Here is a 25,288-nt window from a genome sequence, read left to right on the forward strand (position 1 = left end):
GTACGCGTAATTATATCACTATGGATTTAAAACGTACATCGGATTCAAGTTCTCATCGTTCAGATATACATTTTAGTTAACATAATATTTATTATGTAATCTTTTTGCAAGCTGTCGTATCCGGGGAATCTAAGTAACGCAAAAAACCGATCCTTATGTAATGGAGGTGTATCCTGCCATCCGCTAAGGATCGGTTTTTTATGATCTCATCGTTGTTTATACGACTATGACTCTCTTCCTTCATGCTGTCTTTTCCACAATCGTGCATACAGACCGTTGTCATCCAGCAGTTCATTATGTCGTCCCTGCTCTACAACCCTTCCTTTGTCCAGTACAACGATGCGGTCCGCATTTCGTACTGTTTTGAGCCGATGAGCAATAGCGATAATGGTTCGGCCTTGTACAAGGCGGTCAATCGCCTGCTGAATATCCTTTTCATTCTCAGGATCAAGCGAAGACGTAGCCTCATCCAGCAATACGATCGGAGAATCCTTGAGAATGGCTCGTGCGATGGAAATCCGTTGCTTTTCCCCACCTGACAACGTACTGCCGCCCTCACCTACCCAGGTGTCATACCCATTCGGCAGCTTGGAGATAAAATCGTGACAGCAAGCTTGACAAGCGGCAGCTTCGATCTCTGCCTGCGTCGCATCACTTTTACCGAGTCGAATATTATTTCCAATCGTATCCTGAAAAAGATACACATCCTGGAACACCTTGGATACCTTGCGCATACTTACATCCTCAAGTACAGGTTGCTCGCCATAGCGGAAGCTTACGTGTCTCAGCTCGATATCATGCCTTTGCGAAGGCATCTGATCACCGGGCATGACAAGCTCGTTCAGCAACTGGACGATACGCTCCCCTGCCTGCTCGTGATAACGAAACTCGGCGAAATTAACAAGCGCAGTGGTCAGAGGATCATAAATACGTGTTCCTACGATTAAAAAGGAGACAAAAGCAATCACATCCAACTGCCCAGCCAATAATAGATATACCCCGATCATAACCATCCACGTCAGGCCGGAGCGTATAAAAGCAATAGCAGCTGCTGGCCAATAAACCTGCGAGCGCGATCAGCCCCCATCGAATCATAAACGGCCCATCGCTGACGCTTCACTGACGGTGATCTGCTCGTTTTCCAGCAGTTGTTTGGCTCTTTCCAATCTTTGTTCGCGTACAAAGCCAAATACCGTTGTGCCGAATAGCTCCTTGAAGTTCATTAATATGTACCATCTGTGCCAGCCGAATCAGACTCGGAGGCTGAACCAGCGTACGAAGCAAAATATCTTTCGCCTCGTGAATACACTGTATATCATTGGGTTTGATCGTCATGGTCGATTTAGGCGGAGCATTGCGTGTTTCTTGCAGAAAAAGGGCCATCAGTTCCAGTGCCTTGCTCTCCAGAAAAAGCTGCCGGGTCATGCCCTGATAAGGATGAAACGACAGTTCCTGAGCAATCGCTCGCATACCAGGCGTAATCACTGTTTCCATACAAGCGAACGATTGTTCCTGACGGATACTCAGTTCCTGTAAAAGCTCACCCCATAACGAAGGATTAAAACGCAGCTCAATATGATTCATTGCTTTATTCCCCGGCATTTCCGCTTGGATTTTCACTTCGTTCATATAAATGAGCTGCACATGCCCTCCATGTTCACGATCTGAACGGAAACCATCGACGGACCAGCTAGCCGAAGAATCCAGGTTCAAAGCCAGTTCCAGATACGGGGTGTCAAACCTTCTTGCAATTTGGACTGGCTCATGAAACAGCATTTGACTATGTGAAAGCTCGAAACCTTTGCACAAAAAATGCGTTCGATGCACACCCTCTCCCCATTGCTCAGGTATATGATAAATATGCTCATGTTTCGCGGACGCCTGAATGGGGTCTTGTTCATGGCTCATAGAGTTGGCATCGACTATTCATTGTAGTAATTCGTTTCCCCCTTTAGCTGGATTCGCAGTGCATACGCGTTTCATTCTTGATTACAAGTATAATGATTATCATTCTCTTTTGAAAGATAAAAAATTTCTTTCATAGTGCTTGAAACATTTTAGTTAACATAATATATATTACGTAACTAATTTGCTGTTTTTTAAATAAACTTGACTTGACTTCGGTGCTGACTGATCGTATAGTGTGGATATATCTGTAATCAAGGGAGAGATTTTGATGTCGGTGAACGTTCTTAACTAAGCAACTTCATATTCAGGGAAGACCATTCAGGCGCTTGTGTCCTCCGGGGACAGGTTTGTTTGATACTGTGTTTTTACCCTGACATTAGTTAAGAACATGCGGATATCATAAATCGCCTCAGGGATTATTTTCTTCTAGGCCTTATTCCGTGCTGTGTTCAGCGCGGTTTTTTTGTTTTCAGATTTTGTGAACTTCCTTTATACACCTCCTATTCATGGACTAATTAGCTTACAAATTGGTTTACTCATGGATGATTTGGGGACACATAAATTGGAGCTGCAAAAGCTGGATTATAGGCTTATTTGACGATAAATTCCCTCTTTCCTTCAGGGCGGAGAATGAACGATTTGTTCATTCTCCGCCCTTTTTTTATTTCACAGAGAAGGCTCTAAACAATCCTAAAATCACACACTAAAGGAGAGATTTATTCATGAATGAAACCACAATGCAGCGTTTGGAATACGACCGGATCAAAACAAGAGTTTCCGAATGTGCTTTTTCTTACCTTGGTAAGCGGCATGCCGCTTCTATGCAACCAATTACAGACATCCGTACGATCAAGACCAGACTTGACGAAGCGACCGAAGCCTTGCAGCTCATTCGCCACGGTGCAAGTGTTCCCGTTCCCTCGCTGGAAGGGATGGAACACATACTTCACTTACTGGGAACCGGATATTTGTTCAGCGAGCGGGATTTTTCTCACATTGCCCAATTTATCAGAAGTTGCATTCAACTGATAAAATATATGGGCTCCAAGTCGAATGCCGCTCCAAGCGTCAGTGCCTATGCTTCTTCCATGTATGGTATGGAACCCCTTCTGTCTGAAATTGAAAGATGTATTTATTCAGGAAAAGTGACGGACACCGCCAGTAAAGAACTGGCTAAAATCCGCAAAAAAATAGCGGTCACGGAAGAACGAATCAAAAGGAAACTCGATTCTCTCACCAGCCGTCACCGATCCATCATGCAGGAAAATATGGTCAGTCAGCGCGGTGGCCGTTACGTGCTTCCGATCAAAAAAGAGTTTCGCAAACAGGTGAAAGGCAACGTGCTGGATGAATCAGGTAGTGGTCAAACGGTTTACATCGAGCCTGCCGAGATCGTAAGTCTGCAATTCGATCAGAGTGCGAACATGGCCGAAGAATCCAAAGAAGAAATGAAAGTGCTGGGAGATCTGACGGCACTTGCTGAGTCATATAACCGGGAGCTGAGCATCAACACAGAGACGGTAGGCATACTCGACTTTTTATTAGCCAAAGCCAAATATGCCTTGACGATGGATGCTGTGCCTGTCGAGCTTAACCTTGACGGAATTATAGACATTCGAGGGGCACGTCACCCGTTGATGGGAAATTCCATGGTTCCACTTGATTTCTCAATCGGTGAAGGCTACTCCTCACTCATCATTACCGGACCCAATACAGGTGGAAAAACGATGGCTCTCAAAAGTGTCGGCCTGTTAACCCTGATGGTGCAGTCCGGATTGCTGGTACCTGTTTCAGAAGGCAGCCGAATGGCTGTATTTGAGGAAATTGAGGTAGATATCGGAGACGGACAAAGCATCGAGCATGCCTTAAGCACCTTTTCTGCACATATCCGTAACATGATCGGTATTTTGGAAACGACAGGCAACTCCACTCTGATCCTGATTGACGAAATGGCATCTGGAACCGATCCGGGCGAAGGCGTAGGCCTTTCTATCGCGCTGCTGGAAGAATTCCACCGCCGCCGGGCAACCGTAGTGGCTACTACCCACTTTAGCGAAATTAAGCATTTTGCTGAAAATACACCGGGATTCCAAAATGCTCGTATGGAGTTTGATACCGAAACGCTGCAACCCTTGTATCGTCTTCGGATCGGCGAGGCCGGGGAAAGCTACGCATACGCGATTGCCTTGAAGCTGGGGATGTGGAATCGCATTATTGACCGTTCTCAGGCTATTTCTTCGGGTAGGACGTCTCAAAATACACAGGAATCATTTGTGATTCCCCCAGCTTCTGATGATGTAAAGCAGAACACAAGTGAACTCTCTCCTAAAAGAGCGTCTTTAAAGCATACAGCCACAAAACAGGTGAAACAAGAACACACTGCCGAACCTAAGCCGTTTGCCCTTGGTGACAGTGTTTACGTAGCCTACCTGAACCGGACTGGAATTGTGTACAAAACCGAAGATGAACGAGGCAATGTCGGGGTTTTGATCCAAGGACAAAAGCTGACCATAAACAAAAAGAGGCTTGTTCTTCATATTGCAGCTACCGAGTTGTATCCCGACGACTATGATCTGGACATCGTTTTGGAAACTAAGGAAAACCGCAAAAAACGGAAACTTCTAGGCCGGAAGCATATCGAAGGCCTGAAGATTGAATCTCCTCCGGAAGATAAAGTGTAAAAACAATTGTAGATTCAACTCTATATAAGCTGAACTTAAAAGTTACCTACAGTGCAACTGCGCAGACATATGGTGTTTCCATAGCCACCACTTTGCTTGTACAGCACCATTCCGTCTACTCCGTTTTCCATGTACATTTTTCAGCTCAGCTAATATAGTCATTCAAAATTTATAATTAGAATTGGCAAAGCAGATTAAGTTAACATAACGAATATTATGTTAACTTAATCTGCTTCCGTTATTTTGAGAACTGATAAATACTCCAAAACCCTATCATATATATACCTCCTGGTTTCTAATTGATCTCTGTTAAAACGCTACACACTATTGCTTTCCACCTTATTCCGGGTTATGGTATGTTTTATATTATCAAGATTGCTAAAACAAGGAGGCCTAACCATTGAAAAGTGCTATTGAAGAACTCACTAGGCTCATCGAAAATCAAGAAAAAGAATTCCTTTCAATCTCAGAACATGAGTTTAATGCCAAACCGAACCCGGAGAAATGGTCTAAAAAAGAAATACTAGGGCATCTATGCGACTCAGCCTCTAACAATCATCGAAGATTTATAATGATCAAGCATTCAACATCCCCTGTTAAAATAGAATCGTACGCGCAAAATGATTGGGTTGCTGCTAATCAATATCAGGAAGAGTTTACTCACGTGGATGTCATTCACCTATGGAAACTATTAAATAAGCAAATTATAAATGTATTAAACTCCTGTACAGCTCTCGATTTTGAAAAAGGGTTTCAAAAGAATGAACAGACTACTGAAACATTAGGGTGGTTGGTTGACGATTATATTCAACATATGCGGCATCATTTAGAGCAAATTAATCAAAAGTAAAGCTATATAAGCTGAACTTAAAAGTTACCTATCGTGCCACTTCGCAAGACGGATGGTGCTTCGCTTGTACAGCACCATTCCGCCTACTCCGTTTTCCAATTACATTTTTAGTTAAGCTTATATAATCGTTAAAACGAATATAATATGTTGGTATTTTTCGTTGATATGAAGTTATGAAATTGAATTTCACTCTAATGAGTTTACATAATAATTATTATGTAAAATTAATCTTTTCACTCTCCCTAATGTGTTTATCATATTCCTATAATATTTTACTTTTCAGTATTGAACACTTTATTCCCCTTTTTCTCTTGTTAGCCCCTACCTCTTTAATTCCATCATAGGTACCTGAATATCCAGCTTGTCCATCGCTTTTTCTTTTTCCCGATCTGTGACATGCGTATATACCGTGGTCGTCTGGATGGATGAGTGTCCCAGCAGCTCCTGTACAGTACGCAGATCGGCACCCTTACGCAAAAGCATCGTTGCAAACGTATGGCGTAGCTTGTGACTGGAGTAAGATACCCGACGTTCCGCACTCTTATCCTGCTGGAATCGTTCGAACGTTTCCGTAGCAATCTGCTGAATAGAGCGCACCGCCAAACGTCGGCCTTTTTGCGACACGAACATCGCGTCCTCCTTCCCCCTCCACGGCGTTAATCTTTCCTCCAACGCACGTTCCACAATATCACACACAGCCTCAGGTACAGGAAGCGTACGCCACTTGCGCCCTTTACCAAATACATCTAGTGTGCGCCGTTCTCTGCTAAAATCCGAGACATTCAAAGAATGAACCTCACCCACCCGTAATCCCATATATACCATGAGCAGAAAAATAGCCATGTTGCGATTTGCATATTTTCCCTCCACTGCGAGTAAAAACGGCTGAATTTCCTTTTCATCCAGATAGACGGGCATACGATTCTTTTCGGTCTTTGCTTTTTTAATTCCGGATGCCGGATTCGTGCTGCACAATTCAAATTCCTGCAACGCTTTGTAAAAACTACTCACTGCTGCATGCTTTCGGTTCCGTGTACTATCTCCGGCTCCACCTTCCCGTGCTTTAGACAGATACGACATCACATGAATTTTCTTCACCTGATCAAGCGGCTTTTCACGGAGTGTGCACAAAAACTGCTTCACATCCCCTGTATAGTTTTTTTGTGTATGTAGCGTATATCCCGCATCCTTCATCCAGATCAAAAAAGCTTCCAGCTCCTCAGCATATACTTCATCAATATCATCTATCATATCCGGCTCCATTTGCCGTCCCCCTTTTTTCATCCCGATTCCCTCCGCTCCGATTCATCTTCCCAATATACTGTAAAACGTCCATTTTCGCCTACTTTTTATCGACAATTCGATCGACATCTTGTGCGTGAGAGCTAATGAAAGTCGATTTAAACCTAAACAGCGTATAATTTATATTATACGCTGTTTTTTGAACGCTTTTCAACTAAAAAAGCGGGCTATCCTCCAATAGATAACCCGCACTCTTTGAGTTTTTTACAATGCTATATTATGTAATTGTTTGTAATTATAAATAGCACCTAGCAAATTGGCTTCATTACCTAATTTACTTTGTTCAATCTGCGCGTAAATAAAATTAAACGTAGACTCCGAATAAAGTTTCTCTAATTCTTGTCTAATGGTACTCACGAGTAGAGGATTTTCAGATATACCTCCACCAATAACAAACTTTTCAGGATCAAGCACTGATTGCAGATTAATGATTTGTATAGCTATATTTCTGCAATATCCTCGGAAAACAGATTGCACAACAGGATCATCTTTTTCAATGAATTCAAATACTTTTTCGCCTGTAACTGAACCAACGGGAAGATTTTTATTTTTGGCAACATTTTTAGTTAAGGTCAGACTACTTCCTTGAAAGCCAAGAAAATAATCAAGATTATCTGCATCTTCATTATTCGTTCTAATGAAGGAGAATTCTCCTGCGGATAGATGATGGCCTTTCAATAATTTCCCTTGAGATATGATTCCACCTCCCATGCCTGTGCCAACCACTAGGACAACCCCATCGTTAACCCCTTGTAATGCCCCTCTCCAGGCTTCTCCAAGAGCAGCGCACTTTCCATCATTTTCAATCGTTACAGGTAAACGAAATCTTTTTTCGAGAACTTCAACCATATTCAAATCATTTATATACTTTAAGGAGCCTCCATGCACCATATGGCCGCTAGTGGAATTCACAATGCCTGGCAAACTTATAGCTACACCTTCGATTTCATCCACAAACTGACTATGGATTTGTTCTAAAGTTACAATAAGGTCATCGAGTGAGTCCATCGGTGTTACAACTTTACCCTTTTTGAAAAAACCATTCTGGGAAAATAAACTAAATTTTATAAAAGAGCCTCCAATATCAAAAACTAGTATTTTATTTTTCATGATAGCAACGTCCCTTTCATTGAGGAAATAAAGTTTATCCAGCTTATAAAATATTGACACTATTACACTTAAAATATTAACAATTAACGAGATCCATATCAACGAAAATTGCATTGAAAAAGTTCGGATTTCGTTTGATTAGCTCATGATTTCAAATAATACACAGGTTCACCCCCATTGATTTCCGCCTAATCTGGCGTGATCGTCAGTATCGGCAAGCATATCTAAGATTACACGGGATGAGCACTTCTCGGAGCAACAAGGCTAATGTGAAAAAGAATTTTGCTGTCTGGCTCCGTTTTCCCTTCGTCATCCAGCACGTTATACTTAAAGAAGTCGAAAGGCAAACTTATTTTCAGCCTATGTTCATTTCAAAAATGCAAGTTATTCATGACAAAGGGAGTGTTCTTTAATTTATGAGTACCGAAATGCTGGAACGTCGAAGTGAAATTCTAAAACGGAACATCCATCAGTTGCTGGTTCAGGAAAATCAACACGGCGTGACGCGTCAGGAAAATTACACTTTGCACAAAATGATCAGAGAGCTTCATCAAACTTCTCACGCCTTGAATACTTCCCGTTGATATGAAAGAATGCGATTGCTTAAATTTTAAATGCAAAATAACCTTCAGCCCCACTTCCTTAGTGGTGTTGAAGGTTATTTTGTCGTGAATAGCTTTTAATGAGTAAGTTATGATTTCTTCGCAAGATTATCCCTTGGAGCGACTCAGCAGATACAGGAAGTATGGCGCCCCAATGATGGCCACAATTAAACCTGTCGGGATTTCCTTCTGTAAAGGTAAGGATCGTGTGATCGTATCGGCCACAAGCACTAACAGTGCCCCGACCAATGCGCAGGCCACCAGCAGCATCTTATGCTTTGGACCCACCAGTTTTCTCGCCAAATGCGGAGCGACTAAACCGACGAAGCCGATTCCACCGCTAACCGATACGCTGGAACTCGCCAATCCAACCGCTGCAGCGAGCAAAAGGATACGTTCTTTTTCAATTGATGTACCTAACCCGGATGCCGTCTGATCCCCCAGATTAAGCACATTCATTACATTGGCCTTGTAGTATGCAAAAGGCAGCAGCACAACAAGCCAAGGTAACAGTGCCATTACAAATTTCCAGTTGGACCCCCATATACTTCCTGCCAGCCAACTGGCAACAAACGTATAACTTTCAGGCGTAAGCTTGAGGGTCATGATGATCATCGCAGCACTGATCCCCGCCGCTACACCAATTCCGCTTAACAGTAACCTTGTCGGAGAAATCCCTTCACCCTTTTTGTAAGAAAGCGCGTAGATCAGAATAGCAGCCGCTCCCGATCCAATCAGCGCAAGGGCAGGTAGTAAAAACAATGAATTCGTTGTTTGCATCGTTGGGAAAAGCAATACAAACAGCATAACCATCAGCCCGGCTCCGGCATTAATCCCCAAAATACCAGGGTCCGCCAAACCATTACGTGAAACTCCCTGCATGATACAGCCAGAAACAGCCAGACCTGCACCGATCAAAACGGAAATAACCATTCGTGGCAATCGGAATTCAAATAAGATTAATTCCTGTTGTGGAGTCCCTTGCCCAAATAAGGTTCTAAAAAGCTCCATTGGCGAAAGTCGAATGGTTCCTGTATTCGCACTAATGGTGAATGCAACAATGAGTAGAATGAGCAGAACGATAACAATGATCCAATCATGGATTTTTTTTCGGTGACCTGCTTTGGCAATAGCTCCAGTTGTGATGTTATTCATCTTACAGTGCTCTCCTTTCTTTACGAGCCAGATAAAGGAAGAATGGCACCCCAATCAGGGCAATAAGCACGCCTACTGGTGTTTCCTCCGGTGCATTAATCATGCGGGCCGCCAGATCGGCAAACACGATGAGCAAAGCTCCCATAATGGCCGAACAAGGAATGATCCATCGATAATCGACACCGACCAGCTTGCGGGTCATATGAGGAATGATCAATCCTACAAAACCGATAGACCCTACTAGCGATACCGCCGCTCCCGCCAGGACCAGAACGAGAATCATCCCGGCTACCTTCACCAGCCCTGTTCGCTGACCGAGACTGAGCGCAATTTCATCCCCGAGACTGAGCAACGTAATAGACCGGGACAGCATAAGCGCACCGATGAAAGCAGCCACAACCCAAGGCAAGACAATCCCCAGTTGCACCCACTTGGTTCCGCTAAGTCCCCCTGCATACCAGAAGGCCAGATCCTGTCCGACATTAAAATACAAGCTGATCGCGTCACCCAAGGCTGACAGCAATGCCGTTACAGCTGCACCCGCCAGCACAAGGCGTACTGGTGTAAGTCCAGCCTTGGATATGGAGCTTGTACCATATACCATCACAACAGCTAAGGCTGCACCAACAAAGGAGTACAGCATCAGCTGTAAAAAGGATGAACCGGGAAAAAGGGCAAAACAAATCGCCATCGCCAAACTGGCTCCCGAATTCAATCCAAGCAAGCCCGAGTCAGCAAGCGGATTACGGGTCATCCCCTGCATAATCGCCCCCGCCACAGCGAAGCAGACTCCGATCAACACACCACCCAAAATCCGTGGTAACCGGATTTCCCAAATAATTTGATGATTTTGTATTTCAGGATTAAAGTGAAAGACTGCGTTCCATACCTCAAACAGCCTAATAGGAGCTGCACCAAAAGATAGGGATAAAGCGATACCGAACGCCAAAAGGGCTAGCCCGGCTGTTAAGATGAGCGAAGCCGCCCATGGCCGTGAGTGGAATGGAGTCGGCGGCTGGCTATGGTTACTCTGGCCGGGACTCTCCGATGATTCTGATAATTTCATGACTATTTTTCACCCTTACTGTTGAATAGTATGTAGGCTATCACACAAACCTGTGCTCATGAAGGCGTTTGATAATGAGAATTATTATCATGCAATCTTTACTATTGTAAATTAATGCGACAATGGCTTCAATAGTAAATTTCGACGAACCCGTGAAGCCCTGCAATTTTGTGAAAAAATAAAGCCCTTTGGCATAAATAAATACCAAAGGGCTGCCAGCAATACCTGAGTAACTACTTCTGTGAAGCCTTCTCTTTATTCCGCTCGACGAGCATGTCTGCGATTTCTTCTGCTTGTCCTACAATGGCAATCGGGTCAAAGTACCAATAGCGATCCTCCTGTAACTCAAAGACCCTGCCATTTCGGACGGCATCCAGTGACTTCCATATACTGTCCCCTGTATAACCGGCGGTTTCCTTGTTAACCGTCAGAAAAATATAAGAGCCAGCATACTGATTAATAACTTCTTTCGATACCGATTTCCATTGAGTATCACCTAATAGTTCTTTTTGGACAAAAGCCGGAGGCGTCAGCCCCAGTCCTCTGTATACCGCCTGTCCTCCTCTGCCAAAGTTATCACCATATACATAATATTCCTTCGTTGAAGCCTCCATGACAGTGAAGGTGTCCTCAGGTTGAATGATTCCCATTAACTTGTCGCGTGCTGCCTGCATCCGCTGATCGTATTGGGCTAGCCACGCTTTAGCCTCCTGCTCTTTACCAAGAAGCTCTCCAAAAGCAGTTAATTCCTCATGCACATCCTTATACGTGCCATAAGGAATAGCGACGGTCGGGGCAATTTTACTGTAATTCTCATATTGAGAAGCATCTTTGGAACCAATCAGAATCAAATCCGGCTCCAGAGTAAGTACCTTTTCAAAGGACACGCTATCGCGATCTCCAATGCTTGTAATGCCTTGTACAAGATCCCTGGAAAACGGATTGTCCAAATAATACTTCACACTTCCCACAGGTTTAATACCGAGAGCTAATAAATTATTCTGATACATATCTACGACGATCCGTTGAGGATGAGTTGGGATCGTAATATCACCGTGAATCGTTTTGACTGTTTTCGTTGCCGCCGGCTTCTGCTCGGTAGAAGTTTGATTCTGCTTTCCGTCAGCCTGCTCCGTCTTTCCCCCACAAGCGGTCAGAACCAGAATGAATGACAGGAGCATCATTGCAATCCACATTTTCTTTTTCAAAACATTCATTCCTCTCTCTACTTACCTTTCATACTATTCTATTTAGGTACTGTACTGGGCTTGATGCAGACGGCTATATGGACCTTTTACCGCTAGCAATTCTTCATGTCTACCTTGCTCGGCGATTCCCTGATCGGCAACTACGATAATGCGGTCGGCGTTTTTGATCGTTGCCAGACGATGCGCAATAACGAGCGTTGTGCGTCCTTGCGACAACTCCGTCAACGCCTGCTGAATCGCGGCTTCCGTCTCCGTATCCAGTGCGGATGTCGCTTCATCCAAAATGAGAATAGGCGGATTTTTGAGGAACATCCGAGCAATAGACAAACGTTGCTTTTGACCCCCGGACAGCTTCACACCCCGTTCACCAATCATCGTATCTAGACCTTCCGGATAGGAACGAACAAGGTCTTCAATCTGAGCCCGACGGGCAGCATCCCAAATTTCTTCCTCCGAAGCATCGAGCTTGCCATAAGCAATATTTTCACGAACCGTTCCATCAAACAGGAATACATCCTGCTGTACAATACCAATCATGGAGCGTAACGATTCCAGCTTCATTTCACGGATATCCATACCATCAATGGTAATACTGCCTTCCTCCACATCATAGAAGCGTGGCAACAAACTGCAAAGCGTCGTTTTACCTGCTCCTGAAGGGCCGACCAGTGCTACAGTTTCTCCAGCATGAATGGATAGGTCCACTTTACGCAATACCTTGTCTTTGTTTTCATAGCCAAACGTTACACCTGTAAATTGGATCTCTCCATTAAGATGGGTAACCGCCTTGGCCCCAGGCAAATCCTCCACATCCGATTCACTTTCCAACAAATCCAGATATCGACGGAAGCCGGCGATGCCTTTGGGATACGTTTCAATAACGGAGTTAATTTGTTTAATCGGCCCAAGAAATACATTGGACAGCATCACAAACGCGATAAATTCTCCATACGTCATCTGCCCTTCAATAACAAACCATGTACCGCACACGAGTACAAACAGCGAAACCAGCTTCATCAGGATAAAGCTAATTGAAGAATTCCAGGCCATAATGCGATAAGCGACCAGCTTCGTTTTACGGAAGCGTCCGTTATTTTCAGCAAAACGCTCCATTTCATGTTCTTCATTCGAAAATGCTTGAACCACGCGGATACCGCTGACGTTATTTTCAATACGAGCGTTGTAATCTGCGATATCTGAAAACATACGATGGAAAGCCGCAGACATTTTACGACTGAAATATAAGGACAAGTAAATCATGAGCGGCACAATAATGAACGTCAGCACAGCCAGCTTCCAGTTAATGCCTAGCATGATGCCGAAGGCCCCTCCCAATGTCATCAGCGCGATAAACAAATCTTCGGGTCCGTGGTGAGCAATTTCCCCGATATCCATCAGATCGTTGGTCATACGGGAAACGAGATGCCCTGTTTTGTTATTATCAAAAAAACGGAAGGATTGCTTCTGCACTCGATCAAACAGTTTTTTACGCATGTCCGATTCAATATTAATCCCCAGCTTATGGCCCCAATAGGTAACCACATAATTTAAACCGGCACTAACTACATAAATACCAAGCAGTCCTAGGCAGGCATATAAAATCCACCTCCAGTTCCCGCTAGGCAGCAAATCATCGACCACCCGGTTGACGGCAAGTGGAAAAGCCAGCTCCAGCAGTGCAGCCAGCAAGGCGCAAGAGAAATCAATAATAAACAAAGTCCGGTAAGGACGGTAGTATTCAAAAAAACGTCTCAGCATATATATGGCTTCTCCCTTCTTATTTGGAGTGATTATTGAGGATCGGTGGAAAGCATGGTAATGGCTTCATCCAGCGATTGGTCGATAGCAAGCGGTGAATACGTAAACCACGGGTCAGCTTTGATGAAATATACTTTGTGATTTTTGACCGCGGGGAGATTTCTCCACAATGCGCTTTGCTCGATCTCCCTCAGCATGCCGTCCTTGCTCGTTTCATCATAAACCAGCATAATAATTCGGTCTCCTGACAGTTCAGGTAACTTTTCCATTGAAATAACTTCATAAACAAAATTAAATCTCGGATCCTTCGCCAGCTTCTGGCGTATGTACTCAGGAGGATTCAATTCCAGCGAGCGGTAAATAACATGTCCTACATTCCGCGCTCCGTATACCCTTAACACATTCTTATCATAGGCCATATAAATCGTAACCGTTTCATCTTTTTTGAATTTTCCAGCCAGCTTTTTCCGTCCTTGGGCAGCTTTTTTGTCAAAGTTAGCGATCCACTGCTCAGCTTCCTTGTCCTTACCCAGTACGGCTGCGACGTTCCGCAGTTGTTTGAATACATCCCCTTCTCCAAAAGAAACGACTACGGTTGGAGCAATTTTCTCCAGCTGCTCCTTCACTTCTGGCGTGGTATATTCTGTTGTGATGATCAGGTCTGGTTGTAGCTCCAGCACCTTTTCTACATTTGTCGGGTTCCCAATATCCGCAACTCCATCAATCTTACCTTTTAAATAGTCGCCTTCCAACAAATGGGAAGCAGCACCTGCAGGCTTAACTCCCAAGGCCAGCATCGCATCCAAATATTGCGTCGTAATAACTCGTTGCGGATTTACAGGGATATTGATCTTGTTGCCAGTGGCATCTGTATATTCACGCATGGCAACCGTTTGGGATTGCCCGGAAGAGTTGTTAATGCTGGTCTTTCCGTTGGTCTGATTGCGGGTATCTGCGTTTCCACAAGCACCCAGTACAACCGTCAGCAGAACCACGAGACACAGTGTGATCCCCGATTTTACCCTGTTACTTTGTTGCATATTATAAGTCCTCCTTAGTTATATATATCGAAAAATGATAGTGATTCTCATTATCATACAATTGTTATTCTATCTTTTACCGTCTCTTCTTACAATACAAAAATAAAAAACTTCCATTAATATTTATGTATCATCACAATAGAAAAACCAAAAAGCCACCTGCTATAAGGTAGCCTCATGGTGTATTGATTTATAAAGTTGGGTTATACACTCGGTTTATTTTTTCTGATCCACTAACTCCAGCTTGGCAGGAATTGATTTTTTCACAGTTTTACCTTGGAGTACATCCTGTGCCGCCCGAACCGCCAATTGTCCAATCAGTTCGGGTTGCTGAGCCACGGTCGCCGTGAGTTTGCCCTCCTTAATAGATTTAAGTGCATCCTCGTTGCCGTCAAAGCCGATCACCGGAATATTTTTACCCGAGCTTTGAATGGCTTCAATTGCCCCAAGCGCCATTTCATCATTATGGGCAAATACCGCCTGAACATCCGGGTTGCCTTGCAGCAGGTTTTCCATGACATTCAAACCTTTGGTCCGGTCAAAATCGGCCGACTGTTTGGCAATAACGTTCAGTTCCTTATCCGCTACTTCGTGGAAGCCTTTGCCCCGTTCACGGGTAGCCGATGCACCTGGTACGCCTTCCAGCTCAATGACCTTTGCACCTTTTCCGACCTGATCGATCACGTATCTGGCAGCCATGCGTCCACCCTCTACATTATCCGAAGCAACAAGCGCTTTTACTTCTCCTTTGTCAGCCGAACGATCCAGCGTAATGACCGGGATGTTCAGAGCGTTCGCGGATTGAACCACCGTAGAGATAGCCGACGAATCTGTCGGGTTAATTAACAACGCATTTACGCCTTGCTGGATCAAATCGTCCACATCATTGCTTTGCTTCGCCGAATCATTTTGCGCATCGACGACAATGACTTGCAATCCTTGTTTTTTGGCTTCTGCAACAACTCCATCTTTGAGAGAGACGAAAAATGGATTATTCAGTGTAGAGATGGACAAGCCTATTTTAATGTCCTTCAAGTTCGCGGCTGCTTTAGGTTTCGCCCATTCCGGCGGTTCCAGAGAACAGCCTGTCATGAGCAGGAGGAGCAGGGCTGTCATAATTAATGTAAGCTTTTTCATATAAGTGGTCTCCTTATATACAGATTAGGTGGTTTATGCAGATTTCTTACGGTCAATCAATACAGCAATGGCGATTACAATCCCTTTGACCACCATTTGATAAAAAGAGTTCACACCCAGCAAATTCAAGCCATTGTTCAGCGTCCCGATAATGAGTACACCGATCAACGTACCTACGATTCGCCCCCGTCCGCCTGAAAGGCTTGTTCCGCCCAGTACGACAGCCGCAATGGCATCCAGTTCATAAGAAGTACCTGCTGTCGGCTGCGCCGAGTTCAAACGCGAGGTCAAAATAGCACCCGCCAAAGCAGAGAGCATTCCAGCCAGAGAGTAAATCCAAATTTTCACGCGCGGTACTTTAATACCGGATACAATCGAAGCCTTCTCGTTACCACCGATGGCATACGTTTTGCGTCCAAACGGCGTTTTATGCAAAATGATCCACAATACTGCAAAGGTAATGAGCATCGTAATCGCCGGAACCGGAATGCCAAATTGATAACCACGGCCGAACAATTGAAATACCAGACTGTCTCCGAGTCCTGTAATTGGATTACCGTTGGTATAGACCAGCGTCAATCCTCTAAAAATAGTCATGGTCGCCAATGTGGCAATAAAAGGAGCCATTTTACCTTTGGTAATCATCAGGCCATTAATCATCCCCATGACGCCACCCAGCGCACAGCCAATGATAATCGCCAAAATCGGATCGAAACCGGCCAGCATCATATTTGCGACAAACGCACTGGATAGAGCTAGGATCGAGCCGACAGACAAATCAATCCCACCTGTGAGAATCACGAAAGTCATACCAAACGCAATCAGTGCATTAATAGATACTTGACGCAACAGATTTAGAATATTAAGTGGTTCCAAAAAGCTGGGATTCAAGACCGATACGATGATGACCAAAATAATGAGTCCCAGTAACGGGCCGATCTTTTGCGTGATTTGCGACATTTGAAACCCTTTGCCACCTTTTGTTTCATTCATGGTTGTCATATTACTGTCCTCCTGTAGCTAACGTCATAATGTATTCTTGCGTGGCTTCTTCCCTGCTCAGTTCCCCGCTAATTTTACCTTCATGCACAACGATAATACGATCGCTCATGCCGAGCACCTCGGGAAGTTCTGAGGATACCATAATGATCGCTACTCCACGCTCGGTCAGCTCGTTCATCAACTGGTAGATTTCCCGTTTGGCACCTACATCCACGCCTCTCGTTGGTTCGTCAAGAATAAGTACGCTTGGGCCAATGCCCACCCATTTGGCAATAACCACCTTTTGCTGATTGCCACCTGACAAACTGCGTACCGTCGTTTCGCCTGATTGTGTCTTAATTTGTAAGCGCTTAATTAATGTATTAACAAAATCCAGCTCTTTTTTGCCTGAAATAAATCCCTTTGACGTAAAGCTGAACAGATTGGGCAGCACCATGTTTTCCCGGATCGAAAAATCCAAAACCAATCCCTCATCCTTGCGGTCCTCTGTAATAAAGCCAATTCCCAGCTTAACCGCGTCATCCGGCTTGCGGATAGTCACCTTTTTTCCACGCACATGGATTTCACCGCTATCTAAAGCATCCAGTCCAAAAAGCGCTCGCATGATTTCTGTTCGCCCCGAACCCATCAAACCTGAAAAGCCCACAATTTCCCCGGATCGCACGGTAAAATTCACATTTTCAAATAAACCTTTGTGCGAGGCATTTTTGACCTCCAGCACCACTTCTCCCAAAGCAGGTATTCTCGCCGGATAGCGCTCAGTTAGCTCCCTGCCGACCATTTTCCGGACAACCTCATCGAAACCGGTATCGGGAATCGCTTGGGTATCCACTGTTTTTCCATCACGCATGACGGTAATCCGGTCGCAGATTGCGAATATTTCCTCCATCCGGTGTGAAATATACACTATGGAAACGCCTTCTTTTTTCAAGGAAGTAATAACCTCAAACAGCTTTTGAATTTCCCGTTCAGTTAGCGCGGCTGTCGGCTCATCCATTACGATTACTTTGGCATCCGTCATCAATGCTTTGGCTATTTCAATCATCTGCTGTTGACCTACGGAACACTCGCCTGCTTCACCACTCAAAGGCAGATTCACGGCAAGCTTAGCAAATTGTTCATTTGCTAGCGCTTTCATTTTGGTGCTATCCAGCAATCCCCACTTGGATGTCATTTCCTTCCCAATAAACAGATTTTCCAACACGGTCATTTCCGGCCACACATTCAGCTCCTGGTGGATAAAAGCAATCCCCTTTTGTTCCGCCTCTTTAGGGTTAGCAAAATAGGTTTCCTGACCGTCAATGATAATCGTCCCTTCATCACGGCGATGCAGTCCGATTAAAATATTCATAAGTGTTGATTTACCTGCCCCATTTTCACCCATGAGTGCATGAACTTCTCCTTCACGGAGATCAAAATCAACACCACTCAGCACCTGATTGGTTCCAAAGGCTTTGTGAATTCCCTTCATTTGAATCTGCATGCTGTCCCCTCCTTTATATCCAAAATGAACTTATCCAAAATCCAAAATAGGCTTTATCCAAAATAAACCCCGGCCTGCAAAATACAATTGGCAAACGGCTTATTTTCTCCTGTGCGAATGACCACCTTGGCATGACGGGTCAACTCCTTGAATTGTTCATGCGAACAAAACTCAATGGCGGCGGTTTGCGCCGTGATCTGCGAATTTTCTGACTGTTCCCCTGCAAATGTGCGGCTAATATACCGTAAAGCTTCCTTATTCCCCTGTTTAATTTCTTCAGCCAACATTACCTTTTCGACCACCATGTCTGCTGCGATTACATCAACGACATCCTGAAAGGACGGTACGCCCAATTTGAGAGCCAAATCAATTTTGGAAACGCCTTCAGGAATGGGTAAGCCGGCATCGGCCACGACAATATAGTCCGTGTGACCGAGATCCGACAGTACCTTGGATATATGACTGTTCAGGATTCCATGTTTTTTCATATTATAATTGCTCCTCCACTTCACGCCGCGTTGGCATACCACCCTGTGCCCCAAATTTGGTAACGGACAGCGATGCAGCACGATTGGCGAATTTCACACTGTCTGCCAGCGATTTTCCCTCAGCCAGCGCCACCGCAAATGCAGCGTTAAATGTATCCCCTGCACCTGTCGTATCCACGGCTTCTACTTTATAAGTAGGGACAACGATCTCCTGTTCTCCGTCGAAAAACCGAACACCATTGCTGCCTTCTGTAACAAACAACTTGTTCGGATATTGACGTAGAGCCTCTTGAAGGCTTTGGCCCTTGAACATAATAGCGGCTTCATGCTCATTTGGCGTAATGTATGTTGCGTTCTCAATCACACTTGCTTCCACCTCACGAGCCGGAGCGGGATTCAGCAACAGCGGCACCTGATACTTGGCGCAAATTTTGCTCACGTATACGACCGTTTCCTCAGGTATTTCCTGTTGAATGAGCACCATATCCGAATTTCGGATCACATCGATCGCTTCCTCCACATAGGCTGGAGTTATTTCATTATTCGCTGCTTTTACAACAACAATACTGTTATCACCTTCAGCCAGCACAATATGTGCTGTACCGCTTTCCATATGTGTAACCGGTTTCACATAGCCAACTTGAACATGATTTTCTTCAAAATTCCGTAAAATCTGTTGACCAAAATGATCATCCCCTACGCGTCCAATCATCGTAACGTCCGCTCCGAGACGGGCTGCGGCTACTGCCTGATTGGCTCCTTTCCCTCCGGGCACGGTTGTAAAGCTTTCACCCAGTACCGTTTCTCCTGCACCGGGGCGCTTGGATGAAGTCACTACAAGATCCATAGAGCTGCTTCCGATAATCGTGATTTTAGCCATGATAATCCACCTTTCTGGTCGTTTCCCGTTCAATGAATTTGACGGGCAATTGTATGCTTGAATGGGTAAGTATGTTCGAATGAAGATTAGGTACGCTTGACTTCGTTGCTTGTGACTGTTCAATCAGTTGAATCAGCAAGCCTGCTGCTTCCCATCCCATTTCATAAGCAGGCTGCCGAATAGTTGACAATGGCGGGAATAACAAGCTGCTTAACGGTATATCATCAAACCCGATAATCTGAACATCATCCGGGATTTTTTTTCCTAATCTATGTGCCTCATGCATCACCGCTGTAGCCACAATATCGTTACTCGCAATGACTCCGTCCGTATCCGGATGCTTGCTGAACAGCTCTTTGGCCCACAGCTCGGCTTCCTTGAACGAAAAGGACGTCGTCTTGACGACATGATAGACAATATTCGATTGCTGAAGTTCTTCAACCGCCCCGCGAAAACGATCCTGTGCCGGACGAATATGCGCCGGCCCCTGCATGACCGTAATTTGTTTGCTACCACGGGTCACGATTTCCTTCGCTGCAAGTCGACCGCCATGAGCACCATCCGCATATACGGAAGGACTGTCATTGGAAGTTCGATCAAGAAAAACGACAGGGATTTTCAACTTGGCGTAGCAATCAGCATTGGGATCATTTGTAGATGAAATGACGCCAACGACATTATTTTGAATAAAGGTATCCATGTAATCCAGTTCTTTTTGCCGATCCTCATCACTATTGCCAAAAATAATTCGAAAATCATTTTCTTGCATTCGATCCTCCACTCCACGAGCTAGCAAGGGAAAGTAAGGATTCGTAATATCCGGTAGAAGCAGGCCGATCAATCTGGATTTCTTTTTGTACAAAGAACGAGCAACTTCGTTGGGTTTGTAATTTAGTTGCTTAACAGCGGCCTCAACCTTGCGGCGTGTATCCTCATGCACATATCCGGTTTCATTAATAACTCTGGATACGGTTGCTACGGAAACGCCTGCAAAGCTGGCGACCTGTTTAATTGTTGTCATTGTGTAGTTTCAACTCCAATGTGTAACCGGTTACACATATAAAATATCACAGCATTTATTTTTTGACAAGCATAAATATTTGCACACAGCAGGTTTTGGTCTTATAATTCTCATTGTAACTGATTAAGTTTCACCTTTGACATTCTAAACGTGAGCTTACTTACTCCCGGTTACTCGATAAAATACGTATACATGGAGGCTTTACCTTATGAATATCGAAGTTTGGTCTGATTATATGTGTCCGTTCTGTTATATCGGCAAACGCCGTTTGGAACAAGTAGTGAAGCAATTCCCGCACCACGATGAGGTGCAATTGACATTTAAGAGCTTTGAGCTGAACCCGGATGCTGTAAAAGATAGTGGTAAAACGATCAATGAAGAGCTGTCAGCCAAATATGGCGTCAGTCTGCAAGAGGCTCAGGCCATGAATGATCGTATGAACGAAAACGCACGCACAGCGGGTCTGCAGTACAATATTCATGCTATGGTGCCAACCAATTCTCTGGATGCTCACCGCTTAACGCTTTGGGCTCAAACACAAGGCAAAATGCTGGAGCTGAGCGAGCGCTTATTCCAGGCTGTGTTCATAGAAGGAAAACATACGGGCGATCATGAAGTGCTGACGGCGCTGGCTGCGGAGGTTGGTTTGGATCGAGACGAAGCCGCTGCCGTGCTGGCCAGTGACCGCTTTACGGACGAAGTTAGAGCTGATGAAGCCGAAGGTGCTGAGTTGGGTGTTCGTGGTGTGCCTTTCTTTGTGTTTGATCGAAAATTTGCTGTTTCAGGTGCTCAGCCAGATGAAGTATTCCATGATGCCCTGCAAAAAGCATGGGACGAACGCTCTCCGTTCACGATGGTAAGCGCAAGCTCCTCCGCAGACGATGCAGGTGGCGTATGCACCGACGACGGTTGTGAGCTGCCACATCGCGAGAACTGATGGGTCAGTGAGCAGCGATTCACAACCTCTTAACGAATTTTCATTAAAAAAGCGTGCCGACATCGGATTAGACCGTATGCTGGCGCGCTTTTTTAATATTTGCTACAATGATTTGATCATCCCGCCATCGACAAGAATGGTACTGCCCGTCAAATAGGATGAGGCTTCGGATGCCAGAAAAGCAACCACTCTGCCGAACTCTTCTGGCTCCCCGTATCGTCCCAACGGAATCCCCTCTTCTGCTTGCTTGCGAACCTGATCTAATGTTTGCTGAGTCTTCTCGGCCCGATGCTCGTCCAAGCTTCGCACACGATCGGTTGCGATTCTTCCCGGCGCTACGGTATGTACCAGGATATTGTAAGGAGCTAATTCCAGAGACAGTGTTTTCGCCAATCCAGCGACACCCGTACGTAGTGTATTCGAGATAATAAGACCCGGAATCGGCTGCTTAACCGACGAGGATGCAATATTTAAAATTCGGCCGCTTTGTTGTTTTTTCATATATGGTAGAGCTTCACGAATTAACCGGATATGACTAAGCAAATTTTGCTCAAAGGCTTGTAGCCAAACTTCATCCGTAAAATCATCAAAGGTTCCCGCAGGAGGCCCGCCCGCATTGTTAACTAAAATATTGACGGTGCCGAACAAATCTGCTGTACGACGGATAGCTTCGGAAATATGTTCAGGTTTCGTTACATCGCAAACCACATATTCGACGCGCCCGCTGGCCGTTTCCTGTAGTTCCGCCTGTGTATGTTGAAGCTCCGCTTCGTCCCGTCCCGAAATCACGACATTCGCACCTTCACGTGCCAGTTCCCGTGCGCTTGCCTTGCCAAGCCCTTTGCTGGAGCCTGCAACAAAGGCAGCTTTTCCCGTTAATCCTAAATCCATCTATGCCACTCCCTTTTCTCTGTGTTCTCTATTTAATTGTACATATGAACAGCACGTAATGCGAGTAGCTTAACATTCAGTCAGGGGCCCTTTTTGTTTACAAAATTTTGTTTGTTTACAGCACGTTATGATGTTGATGCAGGTGTTGTTGGTTGCTCGTATACAACAACGGACTGGCTCTCAGGCTCCCATTTAACATTTGTCCCCAAGGCCTCTCCGATTACCCTTACAGGTACCATTGTCGTTCCATCCACTATGGATGCTGGCTGCTCGATAGAATAGGGCTGACCGTTAATATATGCTTTCGGACTGTTAACAAATAATTTGACGGACACGCCGTTACGGGTGACAGTAACAGCCTTTTCTTTCGGATCCCAGGAAACCTTTGCATCCAAAGCTTCGGAAGCTGTTCTAAACGAAACAAGTGTGGTCCCATTGCGGTTAATCGGTTTGGCATCGTATTCTTCACCATTCACGAACAGCTTCATACCCGACGGCCGTCCGGCCTTCTTCGAGAATTCACCCAGCTTTTTGTAGCTGTCCAGATCGGACACATTAGCCAGTACCGCCTCCTCCTGCATGTAAACGGCATCTGTCACATTTCCGTTTTCAGCCAGTAGCTCAGCTGCCTCAGTCAGTGCTTTACCAGAATTCCGGATCAATTCAAGTTCAGCAACCTGCTCCGGAGTCAAACGGTCCGGGTATTTCGTAAGCAGCAGATTCGCAATAACCGCTCCCGCCGGCTTATCCTTCGTATTTTCTACCGCGTTAAGCAGACCCTTGTAACCGTTGCGTCCCTTGTGACCATTATGGTCTTTGGACTCCCCGTATGTATCATCCGTTACTGCAACAGGTTCAGTTTTTCTGATTTCTGCGTGTTTGTCTTTTTTACTGTTTTCATCCTTTTTACCGGATGCTTTGTCCTTTTGTTTTTTGGACTGATCATTGTCTGAGTCATGGGGATCGGTTAGCTCTTCCCCGCTCTTTTCATTCCCGTCTTTAACAGACGTCTTTGCTTCCTGTTTGTTCTCCTGATCATTTCCGCGTCCCTGCTTGGCTTCAGCGGTTCCCGCTGCCAACCCCAAGACCAGTATACACGCTAGTAAAGCTGTCCAAGTGTTTCTCATGATGCGATTCCTCCTTTAGTAAAGGCCGGGCTCAAATGTCCCTAGACGTATTAACGGCTTCTCTAAGCTGATTTTTTATCTTTTCTTTAACTAATGTGTGAGACACCGCTATAGCTGCAGTCCAGATTGCCAACCACTATAAAATTTTATTATACGCCTAACCTATTTGCACAGTATAATGAGAATTACACATGCATTTTTAAGAATCAGCCTTTACATTCGCATAATAGAAAGAAGATGAAACAGACATGTTCGGCACCATTCTTTTGGACGTTGTTTTACCTATTTTTGTACTTATCGGTTTTGGTTGTATCATGCAATATTTTTTCCGACTGGACTTGTACACCTTAGCTAAAATCAATTTTTACTATATCACCCCCGCAGTTGTGTTTACGGGTCTTTATAACTCGGAAATATCCTTAATGCTCATGGGTGAGGTTTCGCTTTTTTATGCCTTGTACATAGCTATTCTGTACGTAATCAGCACAACCGTCGCCAGATCTCTGAAATACAGCCCCGGAATGCGGGGAGCTTTTACAAACAGTGTCATGCTTGATAATTCGGGAAATTACGGTCTACCGATCAATCAGTTAGTATTCAAAGGTGATCCGCTGGCTACGTCCGTTCAAGCACTGATTATGACCTTTCAAAGCTTTGTCACCTTTACATACGGTACCTTTGTTGTACAGAACGGCAAGGCCGACACTCGAAAAATTCTGATTAATTTTTTGAAAATGCCGGTTCCTTATGCCCTCGTGCTGGGCTTGCTGCTAAATCTGTTACACAGTCCATTGCCCAATTTACTGGCAGAGCCGTTGAATTATATCAGCCAGTCGATGGTTGCCGTTGCTCTGCTTACCTTGGGAGCGCAAATTGTGCAATATCCCTTTCGTCTGCGGCGTACAGCCGTGTATATCAGTATGGTGCTGCGTCTGATTGCCGGTCCTGCGGTCGGTTTTCTGCTCGTACTCTTGCTTGGGCTTAAAGGGATTCCAGCACAAGCCCTGCTGATTGCATCCGGTATGCCTACCGGTGTTAATACAAGTATTTTGGCTGAGGAATATAAAAATGAACCCGATTTCGCAGCTCAAACGGTACTGCTCTCAACCATTGTCAATGTCATTACGATGACGCTGTTGATTTCAGCATCCCGATACCTTGTTTGATGTTACCTATCGTGCCACTGCGCAGTCGGATAGTGCTTCCCATCGCCACCGCTTCGCTTGTACAGCACCATTCCGCCTACTCCGTTTTTAACGTTCATTTTTCGAGTTCCGCATATATAGAAATGCTTTTGTCTGAGGACAAGAGCATTTCTTTTCTCAAAAAAAGAACATACGTTCGTAACAATTCACCTTTTTCTGTTTAAAGTGGTGTGTGTGTTTTATGGAGATTGTATGCGTGAAAGAATAGCTTTTCTATTATGAATTTTTCATATAGTGAAATAATTATAAATGATGTTATTAAAGCTGCTCTATTCGTTGCTGGTTCCAATTTGTCGATGCTCTGTTACCGAAAATGGACTGAGAGTCTACAAGGCCAACAACCCTAAAGCCAGCTCACTCAATCAAGAGTGGCTGACTTTAGGGTTGTTTCATGCTAAATGCTGCAAAGCAGTTTAGCAGCCTTTTGGTAATGGTGC

At 44.8% G+C, this 25,288-nt stretch carries 21 protein-coding genes and 1 pseudogene; 5 read left to right on the forward strand and 17 right to left on the reverse strand.

The features are described 5' to 3' along the window. Positions 1-224: 224 nt before the first annotated feature. Together E0698_RS07190 and E0698_RS07195 are read right to left on the reverse strand one after the other, a co-directional pair. A pseudogene (locus tag E0698_RS07190) lies at positions 225-1,049 on the reverse strand (ABC transporter ATP-binding protein); the annotation flags it as partial. Positions 1,050-1,116: 67 nt separating this feature from the next. Then, positions 1,117-1,908: a hypothetical protein gene (locus E0698_RS07195; protein ID WP_238353901.1), complete on the reverse strand. Its 792-nt coding sequence runs from the start codon at positions 1,906-1,908 to the stop codon at positions 1,117-1,119. 722 nt (positions 1,909-2,630) lie between these two features. Here E0698_RS07195 and E0698_RS07200 point away from each other — a divergent pair. Further along, on the forward strand, positions 2,631-4,589 hold the full coding sequence (locus tag E0698_RS07200; protein WP_192511101.1) for an endonuclease MutS2: 1,959 nt from the start codon (positions 2,631-2,633) through the stop codon (positions 4,587-4,589). 400 nt (positions 4,590-4,989) lie between these two features. Further along, entirely contained in the window at positions 4,990-5,439 is a 450-nt protein-coding gene (locus E0698_RS07205; protein WP_202894810.1) for a DinB family protein, read from the forward strand. Between the two features lie 321 nt (positions 5,440-5,760). Here the strand turns inward: E0698_RS07205 and E0698_RS07210 are convergent, their stop codons facing one another. Both E0698_RS07210 and E0698_RS07215 read right to left on the reverse strand, forming a co-directional pair. Further along, on the reverse strand, positions 5,761-6,723 hold the full coding sequence (locus tag E0698_RS07210) for a tyrosine-type recombinase/integrase (RefSeq protein WP_192511102.1): 963 nt from the start codon (positions 6,721-6,723) through the stop codon (positions 5,761-5,763). Positions 6,724-6,945: 222 nt separating this feature from the next. After that, on the reverse strand, positions 6,946-7,851 hold the full coding sequence (locus tag E0698_RS07215; RefSeq protein WP_134914657.1) for an ROK family protein: 906 nt from the start codon (positions 7,849-7,851) through the stop codon (positions 6,946-6,948). A gap of 416 nt (positions 7,852-8,267) precedes the next feature. Here E0698_RS07215 and E0698_RS07220 point away from each other — a divergent pair, with 416 nt between their 5' ends. Beyond that, entirely contained in the window at positions 8,268-8,435 is a 168-nt protein-coding gene (locus E0698_RS07220; protein WP_007432475.1) for a hypothetical protein, read from the forward strand. Positions 8,436-8,561: 126 nt separating this feature from the next. On the opposite strand, the gene E0698_RS07225 is transcribed toward E0698_RS07220, so the two are convergent. The 11 genes from E0698_RS07225 to E0698_RS07275 all read right to left on the reverse strand — a co-directional run bounded on the left by E0698_RS07225 (position 8,562) and on the right by E0698_RS07275 (position 20,691). Further along, positions 8,562-9,608, reverse strand: a complete 1,047-nt coding sequence (locus tag E0698_RS07225) for a FecCD family ABC transporter permease (protein ID WP_192511103.1) — start codon at positions 9,606-9,608, stop codon at positions 8,562-8,564. A 1-nt stretch (position 9,609) separates the two neighbouring features. Further along, positions 9,610-10,674 (reverse strand): FecCD family ABC transporter permease, encoded by a 1,065-nt coding sequence (locus tag E0698_RS07230; RefSeq protein ID WP_134914654.1) that lies wholly within the window; start codon positions 10,672-10,674, stop codon positions 9,610-9,612. 233 nt (positions 10,675-10,907) lie between these two features. Next, complete coding sequence (locus E0698_RS07235; RefSeq protein ID WP_443146903.1) at positions 10,908-11,891, reverse strand: ABC transporter substrate-binding protein; 984 nt, start codon at positions 11,889-11,891, stop codon at positions 10,908-10,910. Between the two features lie 33 nt (positions 11,892-11,924). Further along, positions 11,925-13,640, reverse strand: a complete 1,716-nt coding sequence (locus E0698_RS07240) for an ABC transporter ATP-binding protein (protein WP_192511104.1) — start codon at positions 13,638-13,640, stop codon at positions 11,925-11,927. 32 nt (positions 13,641-13,672) lie between these two features. Further along, the gene (locus tag E0698_RS07245; protein WP_192511105.1) at positions 13,673-14,680 is read right to left on the reverse strand and encodes an ABC transporter substrate-binding protein; all 1,008 of its coding nucleotides are present in this window, start codon (positions 14,678-14,680) and stop codon (positions 13,673-13,675) included. Positions 14,681-14,896: 216 nt separating this feature from the next. Then, positions 14,897-15,817, reverse strand: coding sequence for a ribose ABC transporter substrate-binding protein RbsB (gene rbsB / locus E0698_RS07250; protein WP_192511106.1), 921 nt, complete (start codon positions 15,815-15,817; stop codon positions 14,897-14,899). 33 nt (positions 15,818-15,850) lie between these two features. Next, positions 15,851-16,819: a ribose ABC transporter permease RbsC gene (gene rbsC / locus E0698_RS07255; protein ID WP_192511107.1), complete on the reverse strand. Its 969-nt coding sequence runs from the start codon at positions 16,817-16,819 to the stop codon at positions 15,851-15,853. A gap of 1 nt (position 16,820) precedes the next feature. Then, positions 16,821-18,302: a sugar ABC transporter ATP-binding protein gene (locus E0698_RS07260; protein WP_192511108.1), complete on the reverse strand. Its 1,482-nt coding sequence runs from the start codon at positions 18,300-18,302 to the stop codon at positions 16,821-16,823. A gap of 53 nt (positions 18,303-18,355) precedes the next feature. Further along, the gene (rbsD, locus tag E0698_RS07265; protein WP_192511109.1) at positions 18,356-18,790 is read right to left on the reverse strand and encodes a D-ribose pyranase; all 435 of its coding nucleotides are present in this window, start codon (positions 18,788-18,790) and stop codon (positions 18,356-18,358) included. Position 18,791: 1 nt separating this feature from the next. Then, positions 18,792-19,670, reverse strand: coding sequence for a ribokinase (gene rbsK / locus E0698_RS07270; protein ID WP_192511110.1), 879 nt, complete (start codon positions 19,668-19,670; stop codon positions 18,792-18,794). Then, complete coding sequence (locus tag E0698_RS07275; protein ID WP_192511111.1) at positions 19,663-20,691, reverse strand: LacI family DNA-binding transcriptional regulator; 1,029 nt, start codon at positions 20,689-20,691, stop codon at positions 19,663-19,665. Before E0698_RS07275 ends, rbsK begins: the two co-directional genes overlap by 8 nt. A gap of 208 nt (positions 20,692-20,899) precedes the next feature. Between E0698_RS07275 and E0698_RS07280 the strand changes: the two genes are divergently transcribed. After that, entirely contained in the window at positions 20,900-21,628 is a 729-nt protein-coding gene (locus E0698_RS07280) for a DsbA family oxidoreductase (protein WP_134914647.1), read from the forward strand. A 102-nt stretch (positions 21,629-21,730) separates the two neighbouring features. Here the strand turns inward: E0698_RS07280 and E0698_RS07285 are convergent, their stop codons facing one another. Further along, positions 21,731-22,519, reverse strand: a complete 789-nt coding sequence (locus E0698_RS07285) for an SDR family oxidoreductase (RefSeq protein ID WP_192511112.1) — start codon at positions 22,517-22,519, stop codon at positions 21,731-21,733. Between the two features lie 125 nt (positions 22,520-22,644). Beyond that, on the reverse strand, positions 22,645-23,646 hold the full coding sequence (locus E0698_RS07290) for a copper amine oxidase N-terminal domain-containing protein (protein WP_192511113.1): 1,002 nt from the start codon (positions 23,644-23,646) through the stop codon (positions 22,645-22,647). A 248-nt stretch (positions 23,647-23,894) separates the two neighbouring features. Here E0698_RS07290 and E0698_RS07295 point away from each other — a divergent pair, with 248 nt between their 5' ends. Next, positions 23,895-24,812: an AEC family transporter gene (locus E0698_RS07295; protein ID WP_134914645.1), complete on the forward strand. Its 918-nt coding sequence runs from the start codon at positions 23,895-23,897 to the stop codon at positions 24,810-24,812. Positions 24,813-25,288: the final 476 nt, after the last annotated feature.

Source organism: Paenibacillus sp. 23TSA30-6, assembly GCF_014858585.1.
Classification (GTDB): Bacteria; Bacillota; Bacilli; order Paenibacillales; family Paenibacillaceae; genus Paenibacillus.

Bases quoted from the DNA above. Each gene is read 5' to 3' on its own strand.
- E0698_RS07195 (WP_238353901.1), bottom strand. From the start codon at position 1,908: ATGAGCCATGAACAAGACCCCATTCAGGCGTCCGCGAAACATGAGCAT.
- E0698_RS07200 (WP_192511101.1), top strand. From the start codon at position 2,631: ATGAATGAAACCACAATGCAGCGTTTGGAATACGACCGGATCAAAACA.
- E0698_RS07210 (WP_192511102.1), bottom strand. From the start codon at position 6,723: ATGAAAAAAGGGGGACGGCAAATGGAGCCGGATATGATAGATGATATT.
- E0698_RS07215 (WP_134914657.1), bottom strand. From the start codon at position 7,851: ATGAAAAATAAAATACTAGTTTTTGATATTGGAGGCTCTTTTATAAAA.
- E0698_RS07220 (WP_007432475.1), top strand. From the start codon at position 8,268: ATGAGTACCGAAATGCTGGAACGTCGAAGTGAAATTCTAAAACGGAAC.
- E0698_RS07225 (WP_192511103.1), bottom strand. From the start codon at position 9,608: ATGAATAACATCACAACTGGAGCTATTGCCAAAGCAGGTCACCGAAAA.
- E0698_RS07230 (WP_134914654.1), bottom strand. From the start codon at position 10,674: ATGAAATTATCAGAATCATCGGAGAGTCCCGGCCAGAGTAACCATAGC.
- E0698_RS07235 (WP_443146903.1), bottom strand. From the start codon at position 11,891: ATGAATGTTTTGAAAAAGAAAATGTGGATTGCAATGATGCTCCTGTCA.
- E0698_RS07240 (WP_192511104.1), bottom strand. From the start codon at position 13,640: ATGCTGAGACGTTTTTTTGAATACTACCGTCCTTACCGGACTTTGTTT.
- E0698_RS07245 (WP_192511105.1), bottom strand. From the start codon at position 14,680: ATGCAACAAAGTAACAGGGTAAAATCGGGGATCACACTGTGTCTCGTG.
- rbsB (WP_192511106.1), bottom strand. From the start codon at position 15,817: ATGAAAAAGCTTACATTAATTATGACAGCCCTGCTCCTCCTGCTCATG.
- rbsC (WP_192511107.1), bottom strand. From the start codon at position 16,819: ATGACAACCATGAATGAAACAAAAGGTGGCAAAGGGTTTCAAATGTCG.
- E0698_RS07260 (WP_192511108.1), bottom strand. From the start codon at position 18,302: ATGCAGATTCAAATGAAGGGAATTCACAAAGCCTTTGGAACCAATCAG.
- rbsD (WP_192511109.1), bottom strand. From the start codon at position 18,790: ATGAAAAAACATGGAATCCTGAACAGTCATATATCCAAGGTACTGTCG.
- rbsK (WP_192511110.1), bottom strand. From the start codon at position 19,670: ATGGCTAAAATCACGATTATCGGAAGCAGCTCTATGGATCTTGTAGTG.
- E0698_RS07275 (WP_192511111.1), bottom strand. From the start codon at position 20,691: ATGACAACAATTAAACAGGTCGCCAGCTTTGCAGGCGTTTCCGTAGCA.
- E0698_RS07280 (WP_134914647.1), top strand. From the start codon at position 20,900: ATGAATATCGAAGTTTGGTCTGATTATATGTGTCCGTTCTGTTATATC.
- E0698_RS07285 (WP_192511112.1), bottom strand. From the start codon at position 22,519: ATGGATTTAGGATTAACGGGAAAAGCTGCCTTTGTTGCAGGCTCCAGC.
- E0698_RS07290 (WP_192511113.1), bottom strand. From the start codon at position 23,646: ATGAGAAACACTTGGACAGCTTTACTAGCGTGTATACTGGTCTTGGGG.
- E0698_RS07295 (WP_134914645.1), top strand. From the start codon at position 23,895: ATGTTCGGCACCATTCTTTTGGACGTTGTTTTACCTATTTTTGTACTT.